Below are 20439 nucleotides of genomic sequence, written 5' to 3' on the forward strand. Positions count from 1 at the left end.
ATTGCTAAACCAAATCGTTTCTTTTTAAAGGCTTGAATTGCACAAAGAACGCATATTCCACATAGAAATGCTGTAAACAAACCGAATAAACTTCTCTCCATGCCTATTTCTCTCTTCTTTTATAGTTTTTTATGATGAAATCAACGGGGTTGGCTTCATCTTTTGGACGAAACTGTTCACTTTGTAGCTGGAATTCTTCCATTGGAAAAGTTTCTGGGAAGAAACTATCACCTTCAAAATGCCCCTGAATATCTGTCACAATCAATTCTTCAATGTAGGGTGCGAAGGCAGTAAAAATTTGTCCACCACCAAGGACAAACAAGGTTCCTTCTTGTTGATGGTACCAGTCCAGAACTTCTTCAACACCATGCAGGACTGTAATTCGATCACTCTCTACTTGATAGCTTTTATCGGTGGTCAATACTAAGGTATGTCGATTAGGAAGTGCACGTTTTCCCATGCCATCAAAGGTTATACGTCCCATCACCATTGCATGACCAGTAGTCGTTTCTTTAAAATGAGCTAAGTCAGCAGGCAAAGACCAGGGCAATTTATCCCCTTTTCCAATCAAACCATTTTCATCTTGAGCCCAAATTGCCACAATCTTTTTTGTCATTTTCTCTCACTTTCCGTCCTATCATTCTATCAAAAATTCATAAAAAATTCACTTACCAAGTAGGCCAAGCGCAAATTTTATAACTAGAACCAATTCCTCAATTTTATATATTGTAGATGGACAAAACTCTACTTACTACTGTTTATTAAAATCGGACTTCAATTGCTCCAACACTTTGGGACAGTGTTGAAGGTTGGAAAGTGAAACAGTTCGGGGAACTGTTTCAGCCCGAGCTTATAATTAAAGAAGCGAGGTAAAAGAACGAAGTTCTTCACTGCTAATCCAGTTAAATCGCCAAGTCAAACTTCAATTGCGGTTTAACTGGATTATAATCCACTAGCTCAAAATCTTCTGCCCGAATATCAAAGAAATTGGTACCGTCTGGAACATTGAGGACCAAACGAGGCTCAATTTCTGAAGGCGTTCGACTGAGCAATTCTTCAGCCTGTTCAAACTGATTGTCATAGATGTGAAGGTTGTTGATGAAATAGAAAAACTTCCCTAGCTTCCAACCAAAATGCTTGGCAATCATCATTTGAAGAGCGACATACTGCATGGCGTTGATATGGTGAGCCACTAACATATCATTGGAGCGCTGAGTGAGAGTTGCATCAAGATAAATCTCTCCGTCCACTCGGCGAACATCAAACATGGTCTGGAAGGCGCATGGCAAAAGACCTGCGGATTGGTCGAAGGCCTCGTAATCCCACAAAGAAATCACATTGCGACGGTTCCAGGGATTTTCTTCCAGTTGCTTGAGGATTTTGGAAATGATGTCATGCTTTTTAACAATTGCACCATAGCGTTCACCGATGGTCCCTGTTCCATCTACTTCCCAGTCATTCCAATACTGGACACCGTATTTTTCCTGCAAGACGGATAAATCATTGGTCTGGTCTTGGTAAATCCAAAGAATTTCCTTGATGGCCGACTTGATTGGAATCGGTCTTAATGTAGTAATAGGGAACTCGCCCTTAGACAAATCATACTCAGCAAAGGCGCCTGTAACGTACTTGGAATTGGCAACATTTCCATCCTTGTAACGAGGGCGAGCATTTTCGGAAAAAACGCCCTCTTCCATAATCTTACGAATGTTTTCTTTAAAAATACTATCTGCTTTTGTCATAATTTTAGTATAGCAAATTCTAGAAAAAAACTCCAGTTTTGAACTGGAGTTGTCATTTATAGAGCAAGGGGTAGAGAGTGAGCTGGAACAAACCAGCGAGGGCAGTTACTAAGCTGAACAGTATAAAATACAAGGCGACCAAGGTGGCACTCAACAATATCTGACGAACATTTTTAGTGTAAATAGCCGTTGGTAAGCTAGCTAGACCGAAAAAGGGGATGATAAAAAATGCTAGTTTAAAATTCACATTTACAATATCAAACCATTGACCTACTGGTAAAAATAGCATGGCGATGAGAAAAGCTGCAATGCTATACAAGACTATATTTATCCGTTTTAATAGTGTCACACCCATAAAAAACTCCTTCTAGGGACCAAAGAAAACATAGCCCAGTCCAAATATCAAGGGGAAGGAAATAATCAATAGAATACTGGTAATGCCCGTCCACAGTTTTTTATAGTAAATCGACAAGATGAGAATCAATGCCCCTAGCAAAGGCAAAATCATCATGGTCGCCACGTTTCCCCAGCTAGACGGAAAAAACCAGTCCCGAATCCAGTTATCAAGGAAAAAGGCAGATAGCAAAATCAACAGACCAAGTATAGTCAGATAATTCGTTACTTTTGACATATTTACTTTTTTCATGGCCCAACACTCCTTTCTCTTTACACTTTCATTGTACACTTTTTTACCGTTTTTTCAATATATGTATATAGAGAAACTGTGACGGCGGAATCGAAAAAGCAGGGGAATGCCCTGCTTTCATGAACCTAGTTATAACCTAGAGCAAGCTTATACTGCTTGCGTGCCTCTGAATAGCTAAATTTGTTAGCATAGTCAAGAATCGTCTTAGACAATTCCTGTCGATCTTCTAAAGGTAAATTTGCTAGATTTTTCAAGACCTTGACAAGATCTTCTACACTATCAAAACCACATTGTTGATAGATACCTAATTCTTCTAAGACTTGATTATGGCCATAATCAACCCTGGAAAGGATAGGAATCAGTCCTTGGCCAAGACACTCTACCATGGCATTGGCAAACATTTCTGTTTTTGAACAAGAAAGATAGCCTAGGTATTGATTACGTTGGATAGTTACACTTGGGACAAACCCCTTAAATATGACATTTTCGGGGATAACATTCTCTTCTTTAAAAGCTTGGATTTCTTCGAATAGACCTCCGTAAATGTGAAGCTCTAACTCTGGTAGAAATCGCATAGCTTCTACAGCCATGGCTATTCGTTTGCCTTTACTGAAGTTTCCAACAAGGAGTAGCTTATTGGAAGACAAACCTATTGGAAGTATTGGAGTAATGTTTACCGCAGTTGGTGGTAAAAATGTAGCTGTAACTCCCTCTTCAGCTAAGTTTGGAATGATGTATGGACTCGCTACATATATTTCCCTATCCAGGACAGTTGTGTAGGTTTCTCGGCTATTAACAGCCTCTACATGGTTATAATGTAGCACATCTCTATACCGAGCACCTACAGATTTACAATAGTCTTTTATTTTTTGTGAAGCAGCTTGAAGCTGGTCATTCAAAACAATATCCTCGTCAGGATTGAGGTTCTTAATCAGGTAATGAAGAAAGAGGTCGTCCGGAGTAATGAGACAATCTTTCCAATAATAATTACAGATATCCTTACCAATAAGTCCCCTAAGGGTCGCTTCTCCCGACCTATTCAGATACTCAAAACGGCCATCAGCATAACTAATATAAAACGGTCGTTCATGAACAGTAGTTGTGGCAATATGAACCAAGGAGAGGCTACGTTCAATAATAATGCTAACAAACCTTGAGGAAGTCAAGCTAACATTGAAATAGCCAGTATCTGTTGTATAGATTATCTCATTAGAGCCGATTTCTTTTTTACTCTCCCATGAAATCCCTTTAGCCTGCAAATCTTCTTCAAAGTCTTGGAGACTATAGTTGAAAATCTCAACATCAATATCAGAATAAAGGTGAGGCAGAATGACAACCTGGTCAGGGTTGAAACCGATATGGCGCATTTGTTCGCGCCAATAGGGAGCAGAATAAGGATTTGGTACAAGAAGTTTATTTGCGATACCTAAATCATTTAGAACATTTTGTCGAAATACTTGAGAGGTCTCGTAGCCAAAGGACTTATCCGTTAGCCAGTAGCGTAATGTATAAACCGTCACCTTTTTCTCCTATTACTTTAAAAGAATAATCAAAAGGATCTAGCGATAAAACAAGATCCTAAATCCTTTTGAAAACCACAAATTTGACTAACTTGAAAATCTAGGCCGCAACTGTAGAATGAGTAAGACCGATTGAATCATATTCAACAGTCGGTGTCACAGACAGACTTGCTGGTTTGTAATAGTAGGTTATAATTGTCTCCCCTTCTTTTACATGTCCAACCTCTACAACATCTACATGGCTAAAGATATAAGGAACTTTTGGTGCTTCCTCTGTGATTTCTTTTGTATAGGTGTAGGAATAATATCGAGTCTCGTAATAATTTTCCCCCACTTTATCTTGTCTCGTTCCGTTAAATCGTTCTACTTCTGTAGCTGGGTCGAAACCACGAGCAATTGCTTGCTCTCTATAATCAATATTTTGATTCATTGCAGGCGCATCAGATTTTGCAACGTATGCAACAAATGTTTTTGTACCTTTAACAATTGTGTTATTTACAATTTGCCCTGTAGCACCCGTAGTAGTATCCAAGAATTCAACTGGAGAAGTAAGCATACCAGCTATTACTTTATCTTTTGCTGCTTTATCAAGTGTAGTATTGTACAACAAATAGGTAGGTGTGGTAACACTCTTAGTGTCCACAATAGAGCCATCTGCTCCCTTGATTGCAGTGGTTTCCACTGTTGCAACAAGTTGGTTATCTACAACCTTAGTAGATGGAACAATTTCCTCACCCGTCACTTCATTGACATAACGCGTAATCACTGTTCCTCGAATTTCTTTAGTTGAAGCCTCAAGTTTACGATAGATATAGGTTACATAAGTTGTACCTTCTGTAACTGATTCAACTTCAGCCCCGTCAATTCCTGCTAGAACATAAACTCCATCATTTGTTGTGATTCGTTCTTCCTTAACAGTAGCAGCATTGTAAATACCACCAATATTTTCTACTTTTGTATCTCTATCAGTTGGTACACCATCGATATAAGTTCTATTGACAGTCGTCCTAGTCACAACTCGATCAGTTACTAACGAAACTTCTGGTTTCAGTGTATTCCCTGCTTCGTCTTGGTAGCGAACAATAACTGACCCTTTAGTTTCTGTAACTTCTTCTGTTTCAGTTCGAGTATTGTTTTTAAGTTGATAGACAAATGTTACATCGGTTGTGCCAACCTTCAAAGTACCTTGGCTTGGAGCAGAATTTTCAGCTAAACCTTTGAATGCATAATTATTGTTGTTGAAGGTAATTGCATCCTGTCTAATACTATCCGCATTATAGGTTACACCAGTCGGAGTCGTTGTCGTCTGAATTTCCTCGACCCCATCAGTAGTAATGCTGGTACGAGAAATAATGTTTACAGCACCGCTAAGCAATTCTTTAGATGGAGCAATTGGTGTACCTTCTTCATCTACAAAGTGCACATTTACTGTACCTGTTTCTTGTACTGGATCAAGAACTTTGCGAATTACTACAGGTTGAGCAACCTTACGGTAAACATAGCTTACTGTTGTGTCGCCAGCAACAACTTTACCAGTTTCATTTCCTTCAACAGCTACAAACTCATATGTGTCGCCATTGTAGTCCAAGACGGCTGCCTTAACTGCTGCTGCATTATAGGTTGCATCGCTGACTACTTTATTTTCTTTAATTTCTTCTACACCGTCAGTGGTAATCTTGGTACGGAAGGTTGTAGAAAGAACAGCATTTACCAATTCCTTAGAATCCGCAAGTTTATTACCAGCCTCATCGACATAATGAACAATAACCTTACCGGTTTCTTGGATCGGTTCAAGCTCTTCACGAGTGACAACTGGTTGAGCAACCTTACGGTAAACATAAGTAACTTCTGTCTCGCCAGCTATTACTTTGCCAGTTTCATTTCCTTCAACTGACACAAACTCATAGGTTTCACCATTGAACTCCAAAACAGCTGCCTTTACTGCTACCGCATTGTAAGTTGCATCGCTGACTACTTTATTTTCTTTAATTTCTTCGACACCGTCAGTGGTTACCTTGGTACGGAAGGTTGTAGAAAGAACTGCATTTACCAGTTCTTTAGAATCTGCAAGTTTATTCCCAGCCTCATCGACATAATGAACAGTAACCTTACCGGTTTCTTGAATTGGTTCAAGCTCTTCACGAGTGACAACTGGTTGAGTAACTTTTCGGTAAACATATGTTACATCAGTTTCTCCAGCAACGACCTTCCCTGTTTCCTTACCTTTTACAGCAAGAAACTCATATGTGTCACCGTTGGATTCAATGGTATTTACTTTCAGGGCAGCAGCATTATAGTCAAGATCATTTGGTACAGTATTTTCTTTAATTTCCTCTATACCGTTTACAGTCACTTTAGTACGATAAGTAGTAGAAACAACAGCATTTACCAATTCTTTAGAAGCAGCTATTGTATTGCCCTCTTCGTCAACATAGTGAACTGTAACCTTGCCCTTATTCTCCTGTGTCTCAGTTGTCAAATCAGCTGAAGGTAGAGTGTTAGGGCTTGTAGGTGTTTCTGCAGGTACAGATGCGATTTCTGGATAATAGCCAACATATTCCCAACAAGTATCTGTTGCAGGTGTATGAGTAAAGCGAGCATTTAATTGCAGTTTGACATTTTCAACCAAATCAAGGAAGGTTGATGAATTGGCGAGAACCGGTGTAGAAACTCCGATACTTCCTGCAACCAATAGAGCAATAGCTACATGTTTGCCTGTTTTACGGTTCTTAAACAATAAGTAACCACCAAATGTCAACATACCCAACCCTGAAATAGCAATAGTTTTTGAGCTAGCAGAGCCTGTTTTTGGCAAAATAGACTGTACAGATTTCGCAGGAATACCAGTTATCCTCGATACTGTCTGAGCAACAGTTGAAGGTGTTTCCGCTTTTGGTGTGACTGTTACTACAGGAGCTACTGGAACTTGTGGTTCAACTTGAGGTGTCCCAGGAACAACTGGGATTTGTGGAACTTGTGGCGTGCCAGGAACTACTGGGATTTGTGGAACTAATGATGGTGGGGTTGGTAGGATTGGTTGTATCGGCTCAGGATCCACTGGAACAACTTGGCAACTACCAGAAGGTTTATATACGGCAACAAAACCAGTAATCCACTCAAAATTCCCTGTCTCTGGATTGATCCAAGAAAGCTGTTCATCAATATTACCTGATTTAATTCGTGCCTTTTGCTCCACTGTTAAATCATTGAAATTTACTCTACTAATCGTGGCATCTACCGTGCGATTCGTTTGCACTACTGCAGAATTAGTAGTCTCATTCGCAGAAACCAATGATGAACCTGCAAGGACGCCAACTGTACCTAGTAGTGCCACTCCAAGTCCTTTGACAGCCTTATGTTTTCGAAATCCATACTTATGTTTTTTTTCCATAAATTTTTCTCCTAATATGATATCATGTCAGTTACTATAAATAGACAGTACTTACATAGTCATTTTATTACATATTTAAGATTTTTTCAAGTGATATTAAAAGATTTTTTTTGAATGTTCAGTTCTTACTGCTTATCGCATAACCTAACCAAAACCATCTACGTAGTTGATTTACAATGATAAAGAAAACGCTAAAAAAGCAGAGTTCCCCCCTGCTTTAGATATTATTTCAAGACGAGTGATGCTGCTCCTAGGACACCTGCATCATTGCCTCGTGTTGCCAAAACAATTTGTGTGCTTTCCTTGATTTGTGGGAAGCTATTTTCAGCAAATACCTTGCGAACGCCATCCAATAAGAACTCTCCTGCTGCTGATACACCGCCACCCAGAACGATGTAGGCAGGATTGAGGACTGCAGCAATGTTTGCACAAGCAACACCTAGGTATTCTGAGAAGTGACGATAAACAATGAGAGCCAGGTCATCACCTTCTTTTGCCAAATCAAAGACATCTTTAGCCGTTACATCTTGCCCATCGTCAATCATCTGTTTCAGTTTTGCATCGCCAGCGTATTGGTCTGCATAACGACGGCTGAGGTTGACAATACCTGTCGCCGAAGCCACAGTTTCCAAGCACCCTTTCTTACCACAAGTACAAGCAAATGGCTCATCAAAGTCAACTGTGATATGGCCCAATTCACCTCCAGCACCTTTGACACCACGAATGAGGTTACCAGCAGCGATGACACCACCACCAACACCAGTTCCTAGGGTCATAAAGACAACGTTTGGATTATTGTTACCAGCACCAACCCATTGCTCACCGAGGGCCGCAACGTTTGCATCATTGTCGATAAAGAATGGTAGACCAAGGGCAGCCTCAAATTGTTCTTTGACCAACTGCAAGGTTTTCCAATTGAGGTTATAGGCACCTATAACAGTACCAGCTTCGCTATCCACGACACCAGGCGAACCCATACCAATACCCAAGAAATCTTCCTTTGTCAAGCCATGAGTTTCAAAGCGGTGTAGAATGCTTTCAATAATATCAGGAACAATGTGACTTCCATCATCCAAAATATTCGTCTTGATGGACCATTTTTCTTGGATTTCCCCCTCAGTAGTCAAAATGGCCAACTTAACAGATGTACCACCCAAGTCAATACCGATAATTTTTTTAGACATAATCATCACCTCAAATGTATTTTCTTTATTATATCATAATGCAAAGGTTTGCGTAAAGCCTTTTCATAAAATTGTATGTATAAAAATTGCCCTATCTGAACAGATAGAGCAAAACTAAAAATTGAATATGCAAGATAAAGCGACCGACAGAAAAGAGCATGGCAACCGTGAAGTTACTGCCTTCCTTGGTTCCATTGTAGAGAAAAAGAGTAGAAATAAAGGTAAATCCTAGGGCAAATCCCACCATCTGAACAGCGTGATAGGCTTGACTGTAAAAATAGAGCGTAACAGCCAACAAGAACAGGGATAAGACTGTCAACAGCAAGCGTAAAGCATTCATCTTTTTGGTATTAAAATAGCTAAACAAAGCCGCTCCCAAGGTCACCAAGAGATAGATGACCATATACGACATGACAAGAACTTTCATTTAGCCCTCCAGTTCGCTCAGATACTCATAGCGCTCATATTTTTCCAAGAGCAAATCGTTTTTCTCATCCAATTCCTTCTGCAAATCGGACAATTTTGTAAAATCACTGCCACAGGTCAGCATTTCCGCCTCGATTGCCGCAATCCGCTCCTCTAAGCCAGCAATATCCTCTTCGATGGTCGCCCATTCCTGCTTCTCAAAATAGGACATCCGCTTCTTAGTTTCTTTTACCTTCTCGGATTTCTCCTTTGGTTTTTCCAAGGAAATGGCAGAGCGGGAAGCCAGAAAGGCCTTCTCATCCAGATAGTCTGTGTAGTTGCCAAAGAAGGTCTCGATGCCCTTATCTTCGAAAGCCAAGATTTTATTGGCTACCTTGTCTAGGAAATAACGGTCGTGACTGACGGTAATGACCGGACCAGTAAAGCCCTGCAAGAAATGTTCCAAGACTGTCAGAGTCGCTATGTCCAAGTCGTTGGTCGGCTCGTCCAGTAAGAGAACATTGGGCCGTTCCAAGAGAATTTTCAGCAAGTAAAGTCGCTTCTTCTCCCCACCTGATAGCTTTTCAATCAGGGTACCATGAGTGTTGCGTGGGAAGAGGAATTGCTCCAAGAGTTCTGCGATAGAAACCATACCTGATGTCGTTTTAGCTTCTTCTGCCACTTCCTGCAAGAAATTGATGACCCGCTTACTTTCGTCCAAGCCCTTGATGGTCTGAGAAAAATAACCGATACGGATGGTTTCACCAATATCTACCTTACCACTGTCTGCTTGTAAGTCACCTGCAATCAGATTGAGCAAAGTGGATTTTCCTTTACCATTATCACCAACAATGCCAATACGGTCCTTGTTTTGAATGAGCAAGTTAAAATTAGATAGAATTGGCTTGTTTGGATAGGAAAAGCTGACGTTTTCAAAGTTGATAACTTTTTTGCCGATACGAGAGGTTTCAAAATTGATTTCCAGTTCGCTATCGTCAACCTTGTGGGCCAAGTCGCCTTTCAAATCATGAAAACGATTGATACGAGCCTGCTGCTTGGTTGCACGGGCCTGAGGCTGTCTGCGCATCCAAGCCAGCTCTTGTTTGTAGAGCTGTTCCTTCTTATGGCGAAGAGCGGCATCTCGCTCGTCCTGCTCTGCCTTTAAGCGAACATAGTCCTGGTAATTGCCCTGATATTCGGTCAAGCTAGCACGGTCTAGTTCGAAAATCCGTGTTGCCACATTGTCCAAGAAATAGCGGTCGTGGGTAATAAAGAGAACGGATTTCTTGGTATTTTTCAAGAAAGTTGTCAACCACTCAATAGTATCAATATCCAGGTGGTTTGTCGGTTCATCCAGCAAGAGCAAATCCGCATTGCCAAGGAGGACTTGGGCCAACTGCACCCGTCTGCGCAGACCACCTGACAACTCGGCAACTGTTTTGTTAAGCTCTGTTAAGCCAAGTTTGGACAGAACGGTCTTGACCTGGCTTTCAATTTCCCAAGCGTTGAGAGCATCCATTTCTGCCATCACCTTTTCTAGTCTGGCTTGACTGCTTTCATCATAGTTTGACAAGAGCCGTTCATATTCACGGATTAGCTGGGTTTCCCGTAAATCCGAAGACAGAACAGTATCTAAGACAGTTTGGCTTTCATCAAAATCAGGTTCCTGGGTCAAATAAGAAATTTTATAGGCATTCTTAGTCTGGAAAGGGGACACATCGCCATCAAAACCGATGCGACCTGACAGGACATCCAACAAAGTCGTCTTTCCAGTACCATTGACACCAATAATTCCGATACGGTCGCCTTGGTGAATGATAAACGAAAGGTCTGCAAAAACCGTCTTATCACCGACAGACTTGGTCAGGTGTTCAACGATAAAATCACTCATTGTCTAATCTCCCTTTTACAAATGCCATAATGGCTTCGACTTCATTTGGTAATATTCCTTCTACGATTTCGTACTCGACCTGTTTGAGTAGGTTTCCCAAGACAGGACCAGGTTTGAGGTCAAATGCCTTCATCAGATGACCACCATTGACAACAATTTCATGCTTGTCGTGGATGGTCAAGGCTTGATCAATCTGGTCAATTGCTTCAAAATCAGTAACAAGACCTTGTGCTTGACGAAGTTCTTCTACCAAGTACAAGAATTCTTTGCCATACTTGAAACAGATTTGTTTGGTGACTGGACCTGCTTGGCGAAGCTGATAAATCTCTACCAACTTGACCACGCTGCGTTGGAAATCATTGCTGGTTTTCCATTTTTTTAGGAAGGACTTGATGTTCTCGATACCTAAACAGACAAAGAGCATGGCCCAAGCTTGTTCTGAAGTCGAAAATCGGAAGTCCTCTACCAAACTGGTCAGCATGGTTTCAAGCTTTTCTCCCTTACCTGCTAGGTCAGGCAAGAAATCATAAGCCTTGGAATCAATCAGAGCGCGCAAGCCTTTTCGCCAAAAATCCGCCATCAAAAGCTTATCAAACTCGATGAAACTGCGCTCCACAGAGATTTTTTCTAGTAGCGGAGCGGTTTGGACCATGGCATCAAAGGTCGTCGGCTCAATCTCAAAGTCCAAGGTCGCCGCAAAGCGAAATCCACGCATGATACGGAGAGCATCTTCGTTGAAACGCTCAGCTGGTATGCCTACAGCCCGCAGGGTACGGTTTTCCAAGTCGGTCATCCCATCAAAGAGGTCGACAATCTGTGCCTCTTCATCAAGGGCAAAGGCATTGACCGTGAAGTCGCGACGTTTGAGATCCTCTTCTAAGGAACGTACAAAAGAAACTTGACTAGGTCTGCGGAAGTCCACATACTCCTCCTCCGTCCGAAAGGTCGTGATTTCATACTCTTTGCTGCCTTCTAAGACCAAGACAGTCCCATGCTCAATCCCCACATCAATGGTCCTCGGGAAAATCTGCTTGGTTTCTTGGGGATAGCTGGATGTGGCAATATCCACATCGTGAATAGGTCTGCCCAAAATAGCATCCCGTACAGATCCGCCAACAAAATAGGCCTCAAAGCCAGCTGCTTTAATTTTCTCTAAAATCGGCAAAGCCTCCTGAAACTCAGAAGGCAGATTGTTTAATTTCATAATAAGTGTTCCAAACCATAAACGAGTTGTGAGCGTTTGACTACCTCTTTAATGCCGAGGTTGACACCGCCCATAAAGGAAATGCGATCATAAGAGTCATGACGAATGGTCAAGCCTTCTCCCTGTGCCCCAAAAATCACTTCCTGATGGGCAACAAGGCCTGGCAAGCGGACCGAGTGGATACGGAAGCCGTCAAATTCTGCCCCACGAGCTCCAGCAATCAGTTCTTCTTCATCTTCCGCACCTTGATCCTGTGACTGACGGACTTGGGAAATGAGTTCGGCCGTTTTGACAGCTGTTCCGCTCGGCGCATCCTTCTTCTTGTCATGGTGTAATTCGATGATTTCAAGATTTGGGAAATACTTGGCTGCCTGTGCTGCAAATTGCATGAGCAAGATAGCGCCAATAGCAAAGTTAGGAGCAATCAAGCCTCCCAAGCCCTTCTCAGCAGACAAGGTGGTTAATTCTTCAATTTCTTCTGGGGTAAAGCCTGTTGTTCCAACTACAGGTGCGAAGCCATTTTCCAAGGCAAAGCGGGCATTTTCATAGGCAAATTTTGGCGTTGTAAAATCCACCCAGACATCAGCTTCTAGGCTGGCAACTTCTTCTTTTGTCTTGAAAACAGGAACTCCATCCACTTCTGTTTCTGTCGCAAATGGATCCACCAAGGCAGCCAGACTAAGTGCTGCGTCACCCTTGACCATTTCAACAGCCGTTGAGCCCATTTTCCCCTTAAATCCTGCGATAATTACCTTAATTGTCATGCAAACTCCTATTCAATGATGGGAGAAATACCGAAGGCTACTGCCCCTTCTCCCAAGTGTGTACCGATGACTGAACCAAATGACACGATTGGCAAATCGCTACCTACCCCTGCTTCTTCAAGCTGCAATTTAAAGTTTTCAGCCTTTTCAGGTGCGTTGGCATGAATGATAGCAATCTGGTAGTTGCCGTCTTCTGTTTGTTCTTGGAGAATGTCGATTAAACGCTTAATAGCTTTCTTCTCCGTCCGAACTTTTTCATAGACTTCGATCTTACCCTCACCTGTAAAATACAGAATCGGTTTGATACTCAAGAGATTACCCAGCAAGGCTGCGCCATTGGATAGACGACCACCTTTCACCAGGTGATTGAGGTCATCAACCATGATGAAGGCTGTTGTCTTGCCAATTTCTTGATTTAACTTACCAGTAATTTCTTCAAAACCAAGTCCTGCATCTGCCCATTTAAAGACATTCTCCACCATCATGCCCAAAGGTGCTGAGGTGATTTTTGTATCAGGAAAGGCAACTGTCAGACCTTCAAATTCATCAGCTAAATACTGAATATTTTGATAAAAACCTGAAATCCCTGATGACAAGAACAAGCCTAGCGCGTGCGTGTAGCCTTTTTCTTTCAAGCTTCCCAGAATTTCTTCCAATTCCATCAAACTTGGCTGGCTGGTTTTGGGCAATTCTTTTGACGAAGCCATTTTTTGATAAAATTCCTTAACGGTCAAATTTTGCCCTTCGACATAATTGATGCCATCAATGTGAACTGGAATATGTAAGACAAACAAGTCCTCGCGTTCTATTCCTAAAACAGCTGATGAGTCCGTAATAACTGCTAATTTCATATTAAAACTCCAAATTTACACCTGGTGCATCAAAAGCGATTTCTGTGACATCATAGGTCATGCGTTTTAGCATATCCAATAGCGGCTCAACTAAGGTTCGTTTTTCTTCATCAGTGAATTCAGTCGGTTCATTAACATAACGTCCCTGTAGATGAACAGCTTGGCTCATAGCACCTGAGATTACAAAATGATTCAAAACAATGATAAAACGTAAAATAGTAATCATTGACGTTTTATTTTCTTCCTCATTGCGTTCAAGTAGTTGGAAATCAACATTTAATTTGGTTTCTGGCACCCCGTTTTCCTTTTCCCAGGCATGATTACGTGCATCAAAGTGATACTGATTGACAAATTCTTTTTCGCGAATGATTTCCATGTCTAATTTCTCCTAAAAACAATACTATGCTAATTATACCATAATTTAGTGATAGTTGGAAAAAATTAAAGGAAGAAGCTGAAAATACTATCTTTCAACTTCTTCCCAAAAGGTGATGAGAATTGACTTCGGTCATTCTGTAAATATGGAGGAGGTAAAACTATCCGTTAATCCGACATAGGCTTTCAAAATAGAATCTTTCAAACCTTGGCGATTAAATCCTGCTTGCTTATTCTTAGCGGCCTGATAATCTTTATCAACTGCCTCCGCCATCAGCCTACTCAGCGTTTCAATATTATCTATTGTTTCAGTCTGACCATTGAAGCTAATCGTGATGGCTTTCAGTCTATCCTTCTTATCCCAGCGTTCTTTATACATAGCTTTTTTGAAGCTTGCATAATCCGTAAATTGTCCAGCAAATATTTTTTCAAAAATAAACTGATCAGATAGTAGACGACCTGCCGCCTCTGCTTCCGCTTTTAGCTTGTCTGTTGTATAAGGAATAAAGCCTTCTTCCCAACCTTTTGCTGCTAATAGCTCCAAGGCCGTCTTACGGAATTGTAAACCACCAACAGTACCACTATTATTTTGCAAGCCTGCATAAATCGGATAATAGAGCGGTACGAAATAATAGTTCTTCAAATTTTCGCGTAAATAGTCTTGTTCCAGCAAAAGTGAGGATTTGGCAACTAGTGCATGGTCAATCGCATCGTTGATAGTGGTAATGTTCAAGTTAGCCAGTTCCTCATTACTCAATTTCCTAATACGATCATGAGTGTTTTGGTAGTTTAAAGACTGGCTGACAGTTGCTTCATTGGCTGGGACCAACTCTATCTTGTTAAAGAAGTAAGGATAAGCCTCTTTCCCCTTTGTAGAAATCGCTTGGATTTCGACTGCATCCAAGAGGTAGGTCACATCAAAGACTCCTTTTAGATAGGTTTGTAAATCCTCTTTTGTTTTGAAGCGACTACTTGAAACATTGTGTGGGGTATTTGGACTATGTTCATTCATGAAATTAAAGCCATAGTAATAAATACCTCCACCAGCTGATGACTGCAACAAGCCCATAGCATAGGATTCTGCATCTTGACCAGGACGACGCTTATGACCATCCAACATGATGGTTTCATCATAGTTATGGACCAATTCATGACTCATAGTTGAATCCCCTAGATCAGATAACATGTCCCGATTTGAAAATTTCACAAAGGTTACTGTATCTGAAAAGGCACTATCTCTTGATTGTCTATGCCATTCATTCAAGGCACCTGCCAACTCCTGAACATAGCGGTATTCCTGATCATATTTACCAGCCCACCGCCGTTTATCAGCGTGGTCTTCAAATGCATTTGAATCCTTGATCCAGTAACCATCCCAAATTTCAGTTGAGCGTTGGATAAACTTATCTCTCAGATTAGAATCTGCCATTTGATACCACATATCCAAAAAGTCACCTAATCGTTTCCCGTGTTTCGGTATCAGACTTGTCTGTACTGTCTTAACTGCTTGGTAATATTGTTCTGGATTGGTCTTTTTCAAAGCCGTATCCACATATCTTCCGTAACCACCGAAGGCTACTGTTGCCATTGAGCTCATTACGAAAATATCATCCTTCTCCTTGATATTAAGCAATGGCAAGTAGTATTTTTCATAGCGTGGAATACGTCCCAGATGACTATATAGACTGGTGTCAATGCTAGAGTTTGCATTGGATGGAATTTCATAAACAAAGGCATTGGTCGCTTCTTTAAACCACTTCCTTGAATCAGTTTCTCCCAAGAACAATTTCTTATTGTATTCCAAGAAATCACGAACTGTTCCAAGTTGCCTAGAGAGTGCTCCAAAACGTTCCTTATGAATAGCTGCATTATTGGCAAGTGTTAATCTGTCAAAATACATATCTTCGTAGCCATTTTGCGAAACATAGAACTGATCATCATGCTTGGTGAGTTTATCCGTAAATGACCTCAACCAGCCTAGAGTATCTAATTGACGCTTATAGAAATCCGCATGATGGAGCACAATATTTTTGATATTGGTATCTCCATATTTAATGCCATATAGCCTATTGAGGTAAGCAAGAGCGAACATAATTTTTTCTTTATCTGCCAAGAATTCTTTTTTAATGACATCCCTGACAGCCTTGCTTGTGGTATCAACTACCTGTCTATTGGCCAGCAAACCTTTGATATGGACTTCGAGATTGTCTTTGACTTCTGCAAAGGATTCATCTAAGTACAAGTCTTTTAGTTTGGCGTTCTTGTCTGCAGTTTGGATATGTAAGATGTCAGCCATCTCTTGGCTGTCAAGATCAACCTGAGAAAATGCTGTCACTAGTTCATCAATGAAACTGGTTTCCAGAGATAGTAATTGTTCTGGTGTATAGAGGAGTTGTTCACCTAAGCGGTATTCAACAACTTTGGTATTGCCGTACTCTCCCTTAAATACCAAAGGTAGAGTTTCTGAAGTTCCATCTTCATAATGGATCAGTAATTTGGTCAAGGAAGCGTGTTGGTCATAGATATTTGTTGCTACTCCATCCTCATTCAAGGTCAGAACTGACTGGATAGGCTTGCTATAGAGATTACTTGCTTCATCAATCAAGTTACCATATTTAACAATCGTATTCCGGTCATAGAATGGCAACAACTTGGACGTGTTTTCATAGGCAGTTCTTCGTTTAGCCTGAGCATTTTGAACCTGGTTATAATCGATGGTCTGCACTGAATTCGACTGACTATTAGTATTTGCCTGCTCGGTCTTGGTAGGAGCTGTTGGAATTCCCCATGCCTTGATTTTCTCTAGCACGGCTTCTTGAGAAAGGCTTGTAGACTCAATGGTAGGATTTGGTTGGCCTGTTGCATGACCTTCAACACTATAAATATTGGTTGGCATTGACCCGTGTGTAGTATATAGATTTTGTGCCGAAGCAATGATACCTCCATCGGTAACAGATACACCTGTTGCAATATTATTCAAGACAGACATCCTAGCTGTACCTACAAAACCTCCAGTATCAGCAGGTGCTGTAGCCTGGATATTTCCTGTAACATAGGCATTGGTAATCATAGATAAAATCATATCCGAAGTGACACCACCAATTTTTTGTCCGCGGCCACTTGCTGTCTTAGCATCAATTGCCACATTAACCCTTACCTTGTCAATGGTTGAACTATTTAGTATTCCTGTAACACCACCCATATAGTAGATTTCATGGCTTGCTGTATTATTTAATCTGACATCGATGATGGAATTGCTAATGCTTGTACCATTTGTTGCTTCGTAAACCAAACCAGCAATATTTTGTTTGGCCGTAATATTTCCTGAAACAGTGACCTTATCAATGGTAGCCTTATCTGCTTTTTTTGCTAAGGCAGCTACTGCTGTTTGATCATTTACAATGGCCACATCTTTTAAGGAGATATTTTCGACCCTAGCATTCTTAAGAGTGCTGAAAAGCGGTCTATCTAACTGTAAGATCGAGTAGCCCTTTTGCCCACCTAGGCTCTTCAGACTTCCAGTAAATTCTTTGGTAACGTAGGTGTCAGTCGAAACCTCCTTATCAACAACCATATCAGCAGCTAGATAATAAGTGCCACTAGGATTGTTATTGATAGCATCTACTAATTCACTAAATTTACTGTAGGCCCCCTCTTGCAAGACAAGTTTATCAATCATAAAGGTATGATTTTCATCAAAACCATTATTATTCTGGTTAAACTTAACCAATTTCGGATGAATAATATTTACCATAATCCCCTTGTCAGCATTCTCAAAGCTGTCAACTGGAAGATAAATATCTTTGTTGTTTACAGTAGAAATCTTAACAAGGTAGTTTTCTGAAGAAATTGGAGCGCTAGTCAAGGCTGTAATCCTTGTTTTCTCGCCAAATTCATCAGCTTGATACAGCTCAATACTCTTGTATTCTCGTAATTCCAGCAACTTATTCTCTAGTTCAAATTTTTCTGTTCTGAGCTCTTCTTCCACATCATCATTACCTAAATTATAGGTAAATCGTGTTTTTACTTCATAGTCAGTGTTCAGCAGCAAGTCGGCAAATGGAACCTTGTATAGCTCTTCTTGTGTTAGAATTTCTTTTTCTGTGACTAATTCATCCCCTTTGTATAGAGATACCATAGCCTTGACAAATGTAGAATCATTGTCTATCAAAGTATAGCTTAGTTCTACAGTCCTATCATCTACATTTTCTTTAAGAATTGATAAAACTAACTCCGGTTTGGTTTTAATAGGTTCTTCTGGTTCTTCCGTAACTGGAGAACTTGGGACTACAGGCTCTGTTGGTGCCTCGGGTAGAACTTCAGCTTCTGTTGATGGTGGGACGGGAGCTTCTGGCTGTTCAGTAACTGGGTCACTCGGAGCAACTGGGACTACAGGCTCTCTTGGTGCCTCAGGTAGAACTTCAGCTTCTGTTGATGGTGGAACGGGAGCTTCTGGCTGTTCAGTAACTGGAGTTACTGGAGCAACTGGGATTACAGGCTCTGTTGGTTCCTCGGGTAGAACTTCGGCCTCTGTTGATGGTGGAACGGGAGTTTCTGGTTCGTCCGTTACTGGAAAACTTGGGACAACGGGATCTGCTGGTTCCTCGGGTAGAACCTCGTCCTCTGTAACTGGTGGTGCCGGAGTGACGGGAGCTTCTGGATCTTCAGTAACTGGGGCAATTGGGACAACGGGAGCTGTAGCTTCCTCAGGTAGAACCTCGTCCTCTGTTGATGGTGGAACGGGAGCTTCTGGCTGTTCAGTAACTGGGGCAATTGGGACAACGGGATCTGTTGGTTCCTCGGGTAGAACTTCGGATTCTGTTGATGGTGGAACGGGAGTTTCTGGTTCTTCCGTTACTGGGTCACTTGGAGCGACGGGATCCGTTGGAGTTTCTGGAAGAACTTCGGCCTCTGTTGATGGTGGTGCCGGAGTGACGGGAGCTTCTGGATCTTCAGTAACTGGAGAACTTGGGACAACTGGATCTGTTGGTGCCTCAGGTAGAACTTCGGCTTCTGTTGATGGTGGAACGGGAGTGACGGGGGCTACTGGTTGTTCCGTAACTGGAAAACTTGGGACAACTGGATCTGCTGGTTCCTCGGGTAGAACTTCGGCTTCTGTTGATGGTGGGACGGGAGCTTCTGGCTGTTCAGTAACTGAGGCAATTGGGACTACGAGATCTGTAGCTTCCTCAGGTAGAACCTCGTCCTCTGTAACTGGTGGTGCCGGAGTGACGGGGACTTCTGGTTGTTCAGTAACTGGAGAACTTGGGACTACAGGCTCTGTTGGTGCCTCGGGCAGAACTTCGTCCTCTGTTGATGGTGGAACAGGAGTGACTGGAACCTCTGGTTCTTTCGTTACTGGGTCACTTGGAGCGACGGGATCTGTTGGGGATTCTGGAAGAACTTCGCCCTCTGTTGATGGTGGAACGGGAGCTTCTGGATCTTCAGTAACTGGAGTAACTGGGACTACAGGCTCTGTTGGTGCCTCAGGCAGAACTTCGGCTTCTGTTGATGGTGGTGCCGGAGTGACGGGAGCTTCTGGATCTTCAGTAACTGGAGAACTTGGGACAACTGGATCTGTTGGTGCCTCAGGTAGAACTTCGGCTTCTGTTGATGGTGGTGCCGGAGTTTCTGGATCTTCCGTAACTGGGGCAATTGGGACTACGGGCGCTGTTGGTTCCTCAGGTAGAACGTCGGCTTCTGTTGATGGTGGAACGGGAGCTTCTGAATGCTTAGATATTCCCTCAACCAATGTATTTGGCAATATCAATTCGCTTGACGACTTCTGTTCACCAGCATTTGCTTCTGTTACTGTGATTGTCTCATAATTTTCATCCCCTTCTAAAATAAAACCTACAAATTCATGTTGATCTATAGAAATCACTGCTTGTGGCAAAGCTTCACCTATAGCAAGGGTAAATTGTTTATCAAAACCTGAGAGGCTACCTGTAGAAATTGCAGCCACTGAAAGACTACCTGTAGCAGTTAAAATAATCAGACTTCTAACAATTCGTTTTTTCCTATCTTTTGTAAGAGATAGACCGATAATCAATAGCCCTAAACCAACCAGACTACTTGTAAAAGTCGGGATATCTCCTGTTAGAGGTAAATTTGTCTTTGGACGATAGACCATATAGTAAGTATGGGTATCCCCAACCTGCCTTGCTGGAATGGTCGCTTGAATTCGTGCCTTCTCATCTGATGTCAGTTCCGAATAAAGGACATACTTATAGGAAATCTGTTCTCTTGCTACATTTGTATGGGCAAGAGCAGTCAATTCTGCTTTAATAGCCAAATTTGGCACAAAAAATATGGCGGCAGTCATACCAATAATAACTGATGCAACGCCTCTATTAAATGTACGAATAGAAAACTTATTTTGCTTTTCCTTCCAAAACATATGAAGCTCCTTCGTTTGTTTCTTCTTACTTAAAAGTATAGCATATTTCTCTAATAATATACTGTT

At 41.6% G+C, this 20439-nt stretch carries 14 protein-coding genes; all 14 read right to left on the reverse strand.

Features of this window, described 5'->3' with window-relative positions; translation table 11 throughout:
- Positions 1 to 103: 103 nt before the first annotated feature.
- Positions 104 to 616 carry a dihydrofolate reductase gene (locus C1G57_RS09970; protein WP_105114756.1) on the reverse strand — a complete coding sequence of 171 codons (513 nt, stop codon included), beginning with the start codon at positions 614 to 616 and terminating at the stop codon, positions 104 to 106.
- Positions 617 to 902: 286 nt separating this feature from the next.
- Positions 903 to 1742 (reverse strand): thymidylate synthase, encoded by an 840-nt coding sequence (locus C1G57_RS09975; protein ID WP_105114757.1) that lies wholly within the window; start codon positions 1740 to 1742, stop codon positions 903 to 905.
- A 52-nt stretch (positions 1743 to 1794) separates the two neighbouring features.
- Positions 1795 to 2097, reverse strand: a complete 303-nt coding sequence (locus tag C1G57_RS09980) for a hypothetical protein (protein ID WP_105114758.1) — start codon at positions 2095 to 2097, stop codon at positions 1795 to 1797.
- A gap of 12 nt (positions 2098 to 2109) precedes the next feature.
- Positions 2110 to 2388 (reverse strand): hypothetical protein, encoded by a 279-nt coding sequence (locus C1G57_RS09985; RefSeq protein WP_105114759.1) that lies wholly within the window; start codon positions 2386 to 2388, stop codon positions 2110 to 2112.
- A 125-nt stretch (positions 2389 to 2513) separates the two neighbouring features.
- Positions 2514 to 3908: a glycosyltransferase gene (locus C1G57_RS09990; RefSeq protein WP_105114760.1), complete on the reverse strand. Its 1395-nt coding sequence runs from the start codon at positions 3906 to 3908 to the stop codon at positions 2514 to 2516.
- A 100-nt stretch (positions 3909 to 4008) separates the two neighbouring features.
- Complete coding sequence (locus C1G57_RS09995) at positions 4009 to 7299, reverse strand: LPXTG cell wall anchor domain-containing protein (protein WP_105114761.1); 3291 nt, start codon at positions 7297 to 7299, stop codon at positions 4009 to 4011.
- 224 nt (positions 7300 to 7523) lie between these two features.
- Positions 7524 to 8483, reverse strand: coding sequence for an ROK family glucokinase (locus tag C1G57_RS10000; protein ID WP_105114762.1), 960 nt, complete (start codon positions 8481 to 8483; stop codon positions 7524 to 7526).
- A gap of 91 nt (positions 8484 to 8574) precedes the next feature.
- A complete protein-coding gene (locus C1G57_RS10005; RefSeq protein ID WP_105114763.1) occupies positions 8575 to 8910 on the reverse strand; it encodes a hypothetical protein in 336 nt (111 codons plus the stop codon).
- Positions 8911 to 10779: an ABC-F family ATP-binding cassette domain-containing protein gene (locus C1G57_RS10010; protein WP_105114764.1), complete on the reverse strand. Its 1869-nt coding sequence runs from the start codon at positions 10777 to 10779 to the stop codon at positions 8911 to 8913.
- Positions 10772 to 11983 carry a CCA tRNA nucleotidyltransferase gene (locus tag C1G57_RS10015; protein ID WP_105114765.1) on the reverse strand — a complete coding sequence of 404 codons (1212 nt, stop codon included), beginning with the start codon at positions 11981 to 11983 and terminating at the stop codon, positions 10772 to 10774. The genes C1G57_RS10010 and C1G57_RS10015 overlap by 8 nt, the downstream gene beginning before the upstream one ends.
- Complete coding sequence (gene dapB / locus C1G57_RS10020) at positions 11980 to 12747, reverse strand: 4-hydroxy-tetrahydrodipicolinate reductase (protein WP_105114766.1); 768 nt, start codon at positions 12745 to 12747, stop codon at positions 11980 to 11982. Before dapB ends, C1G57_RS10015 begins: the two co-directional genes overlap by 4 nt.
- Positions 12748 to 12755: 8 nt before the next feature.
- A complete protein-coding gene (locus C1G57_RS10025; RefSeq protein ID WP_105114767.1) occupies positions 12756 to 13598 on the reverse strand; it encodes a DegV family protein in 843 nt (280 codons plus the stop codon).
- Position 13599: 1 nt separating this feature from the next.
- Positions 13600 to 13974: a DUF1149 family protein gene (locus C1G57_RS10030; protein ID WP_105114768.1), complete on the reverse strand. Its 375-nt coding sequence runs from the start codon at positions 13972 to 13974 to the stop codon at positions 13600 to 13602.
- 132 nt (positions 13975 to 14106) lie between these two features.
- A complete protein-coding gene (locus tag C1G57_RS10035; RefSeq protein ID WP_105114769.1) occupies positions 14107 to 20373 on the reverse strand; it encodes a ZmpA/ZmpB/ZmpC family metallo-endopeptidase in 6267 nt (2088 codons plus the stop codon).
- Positions 20374 to 20439 lie beyond the last annotated feature (66 nt).

The organism is Streptococcus suis (genome assembly GCF_002960425.1).
GTDB classification, from domain to species: Bacteria; Bacillota; Bacilli; order Lactobacillales; family Streptococcaceae; genus Streptococcus; species Streptococcus suis_S.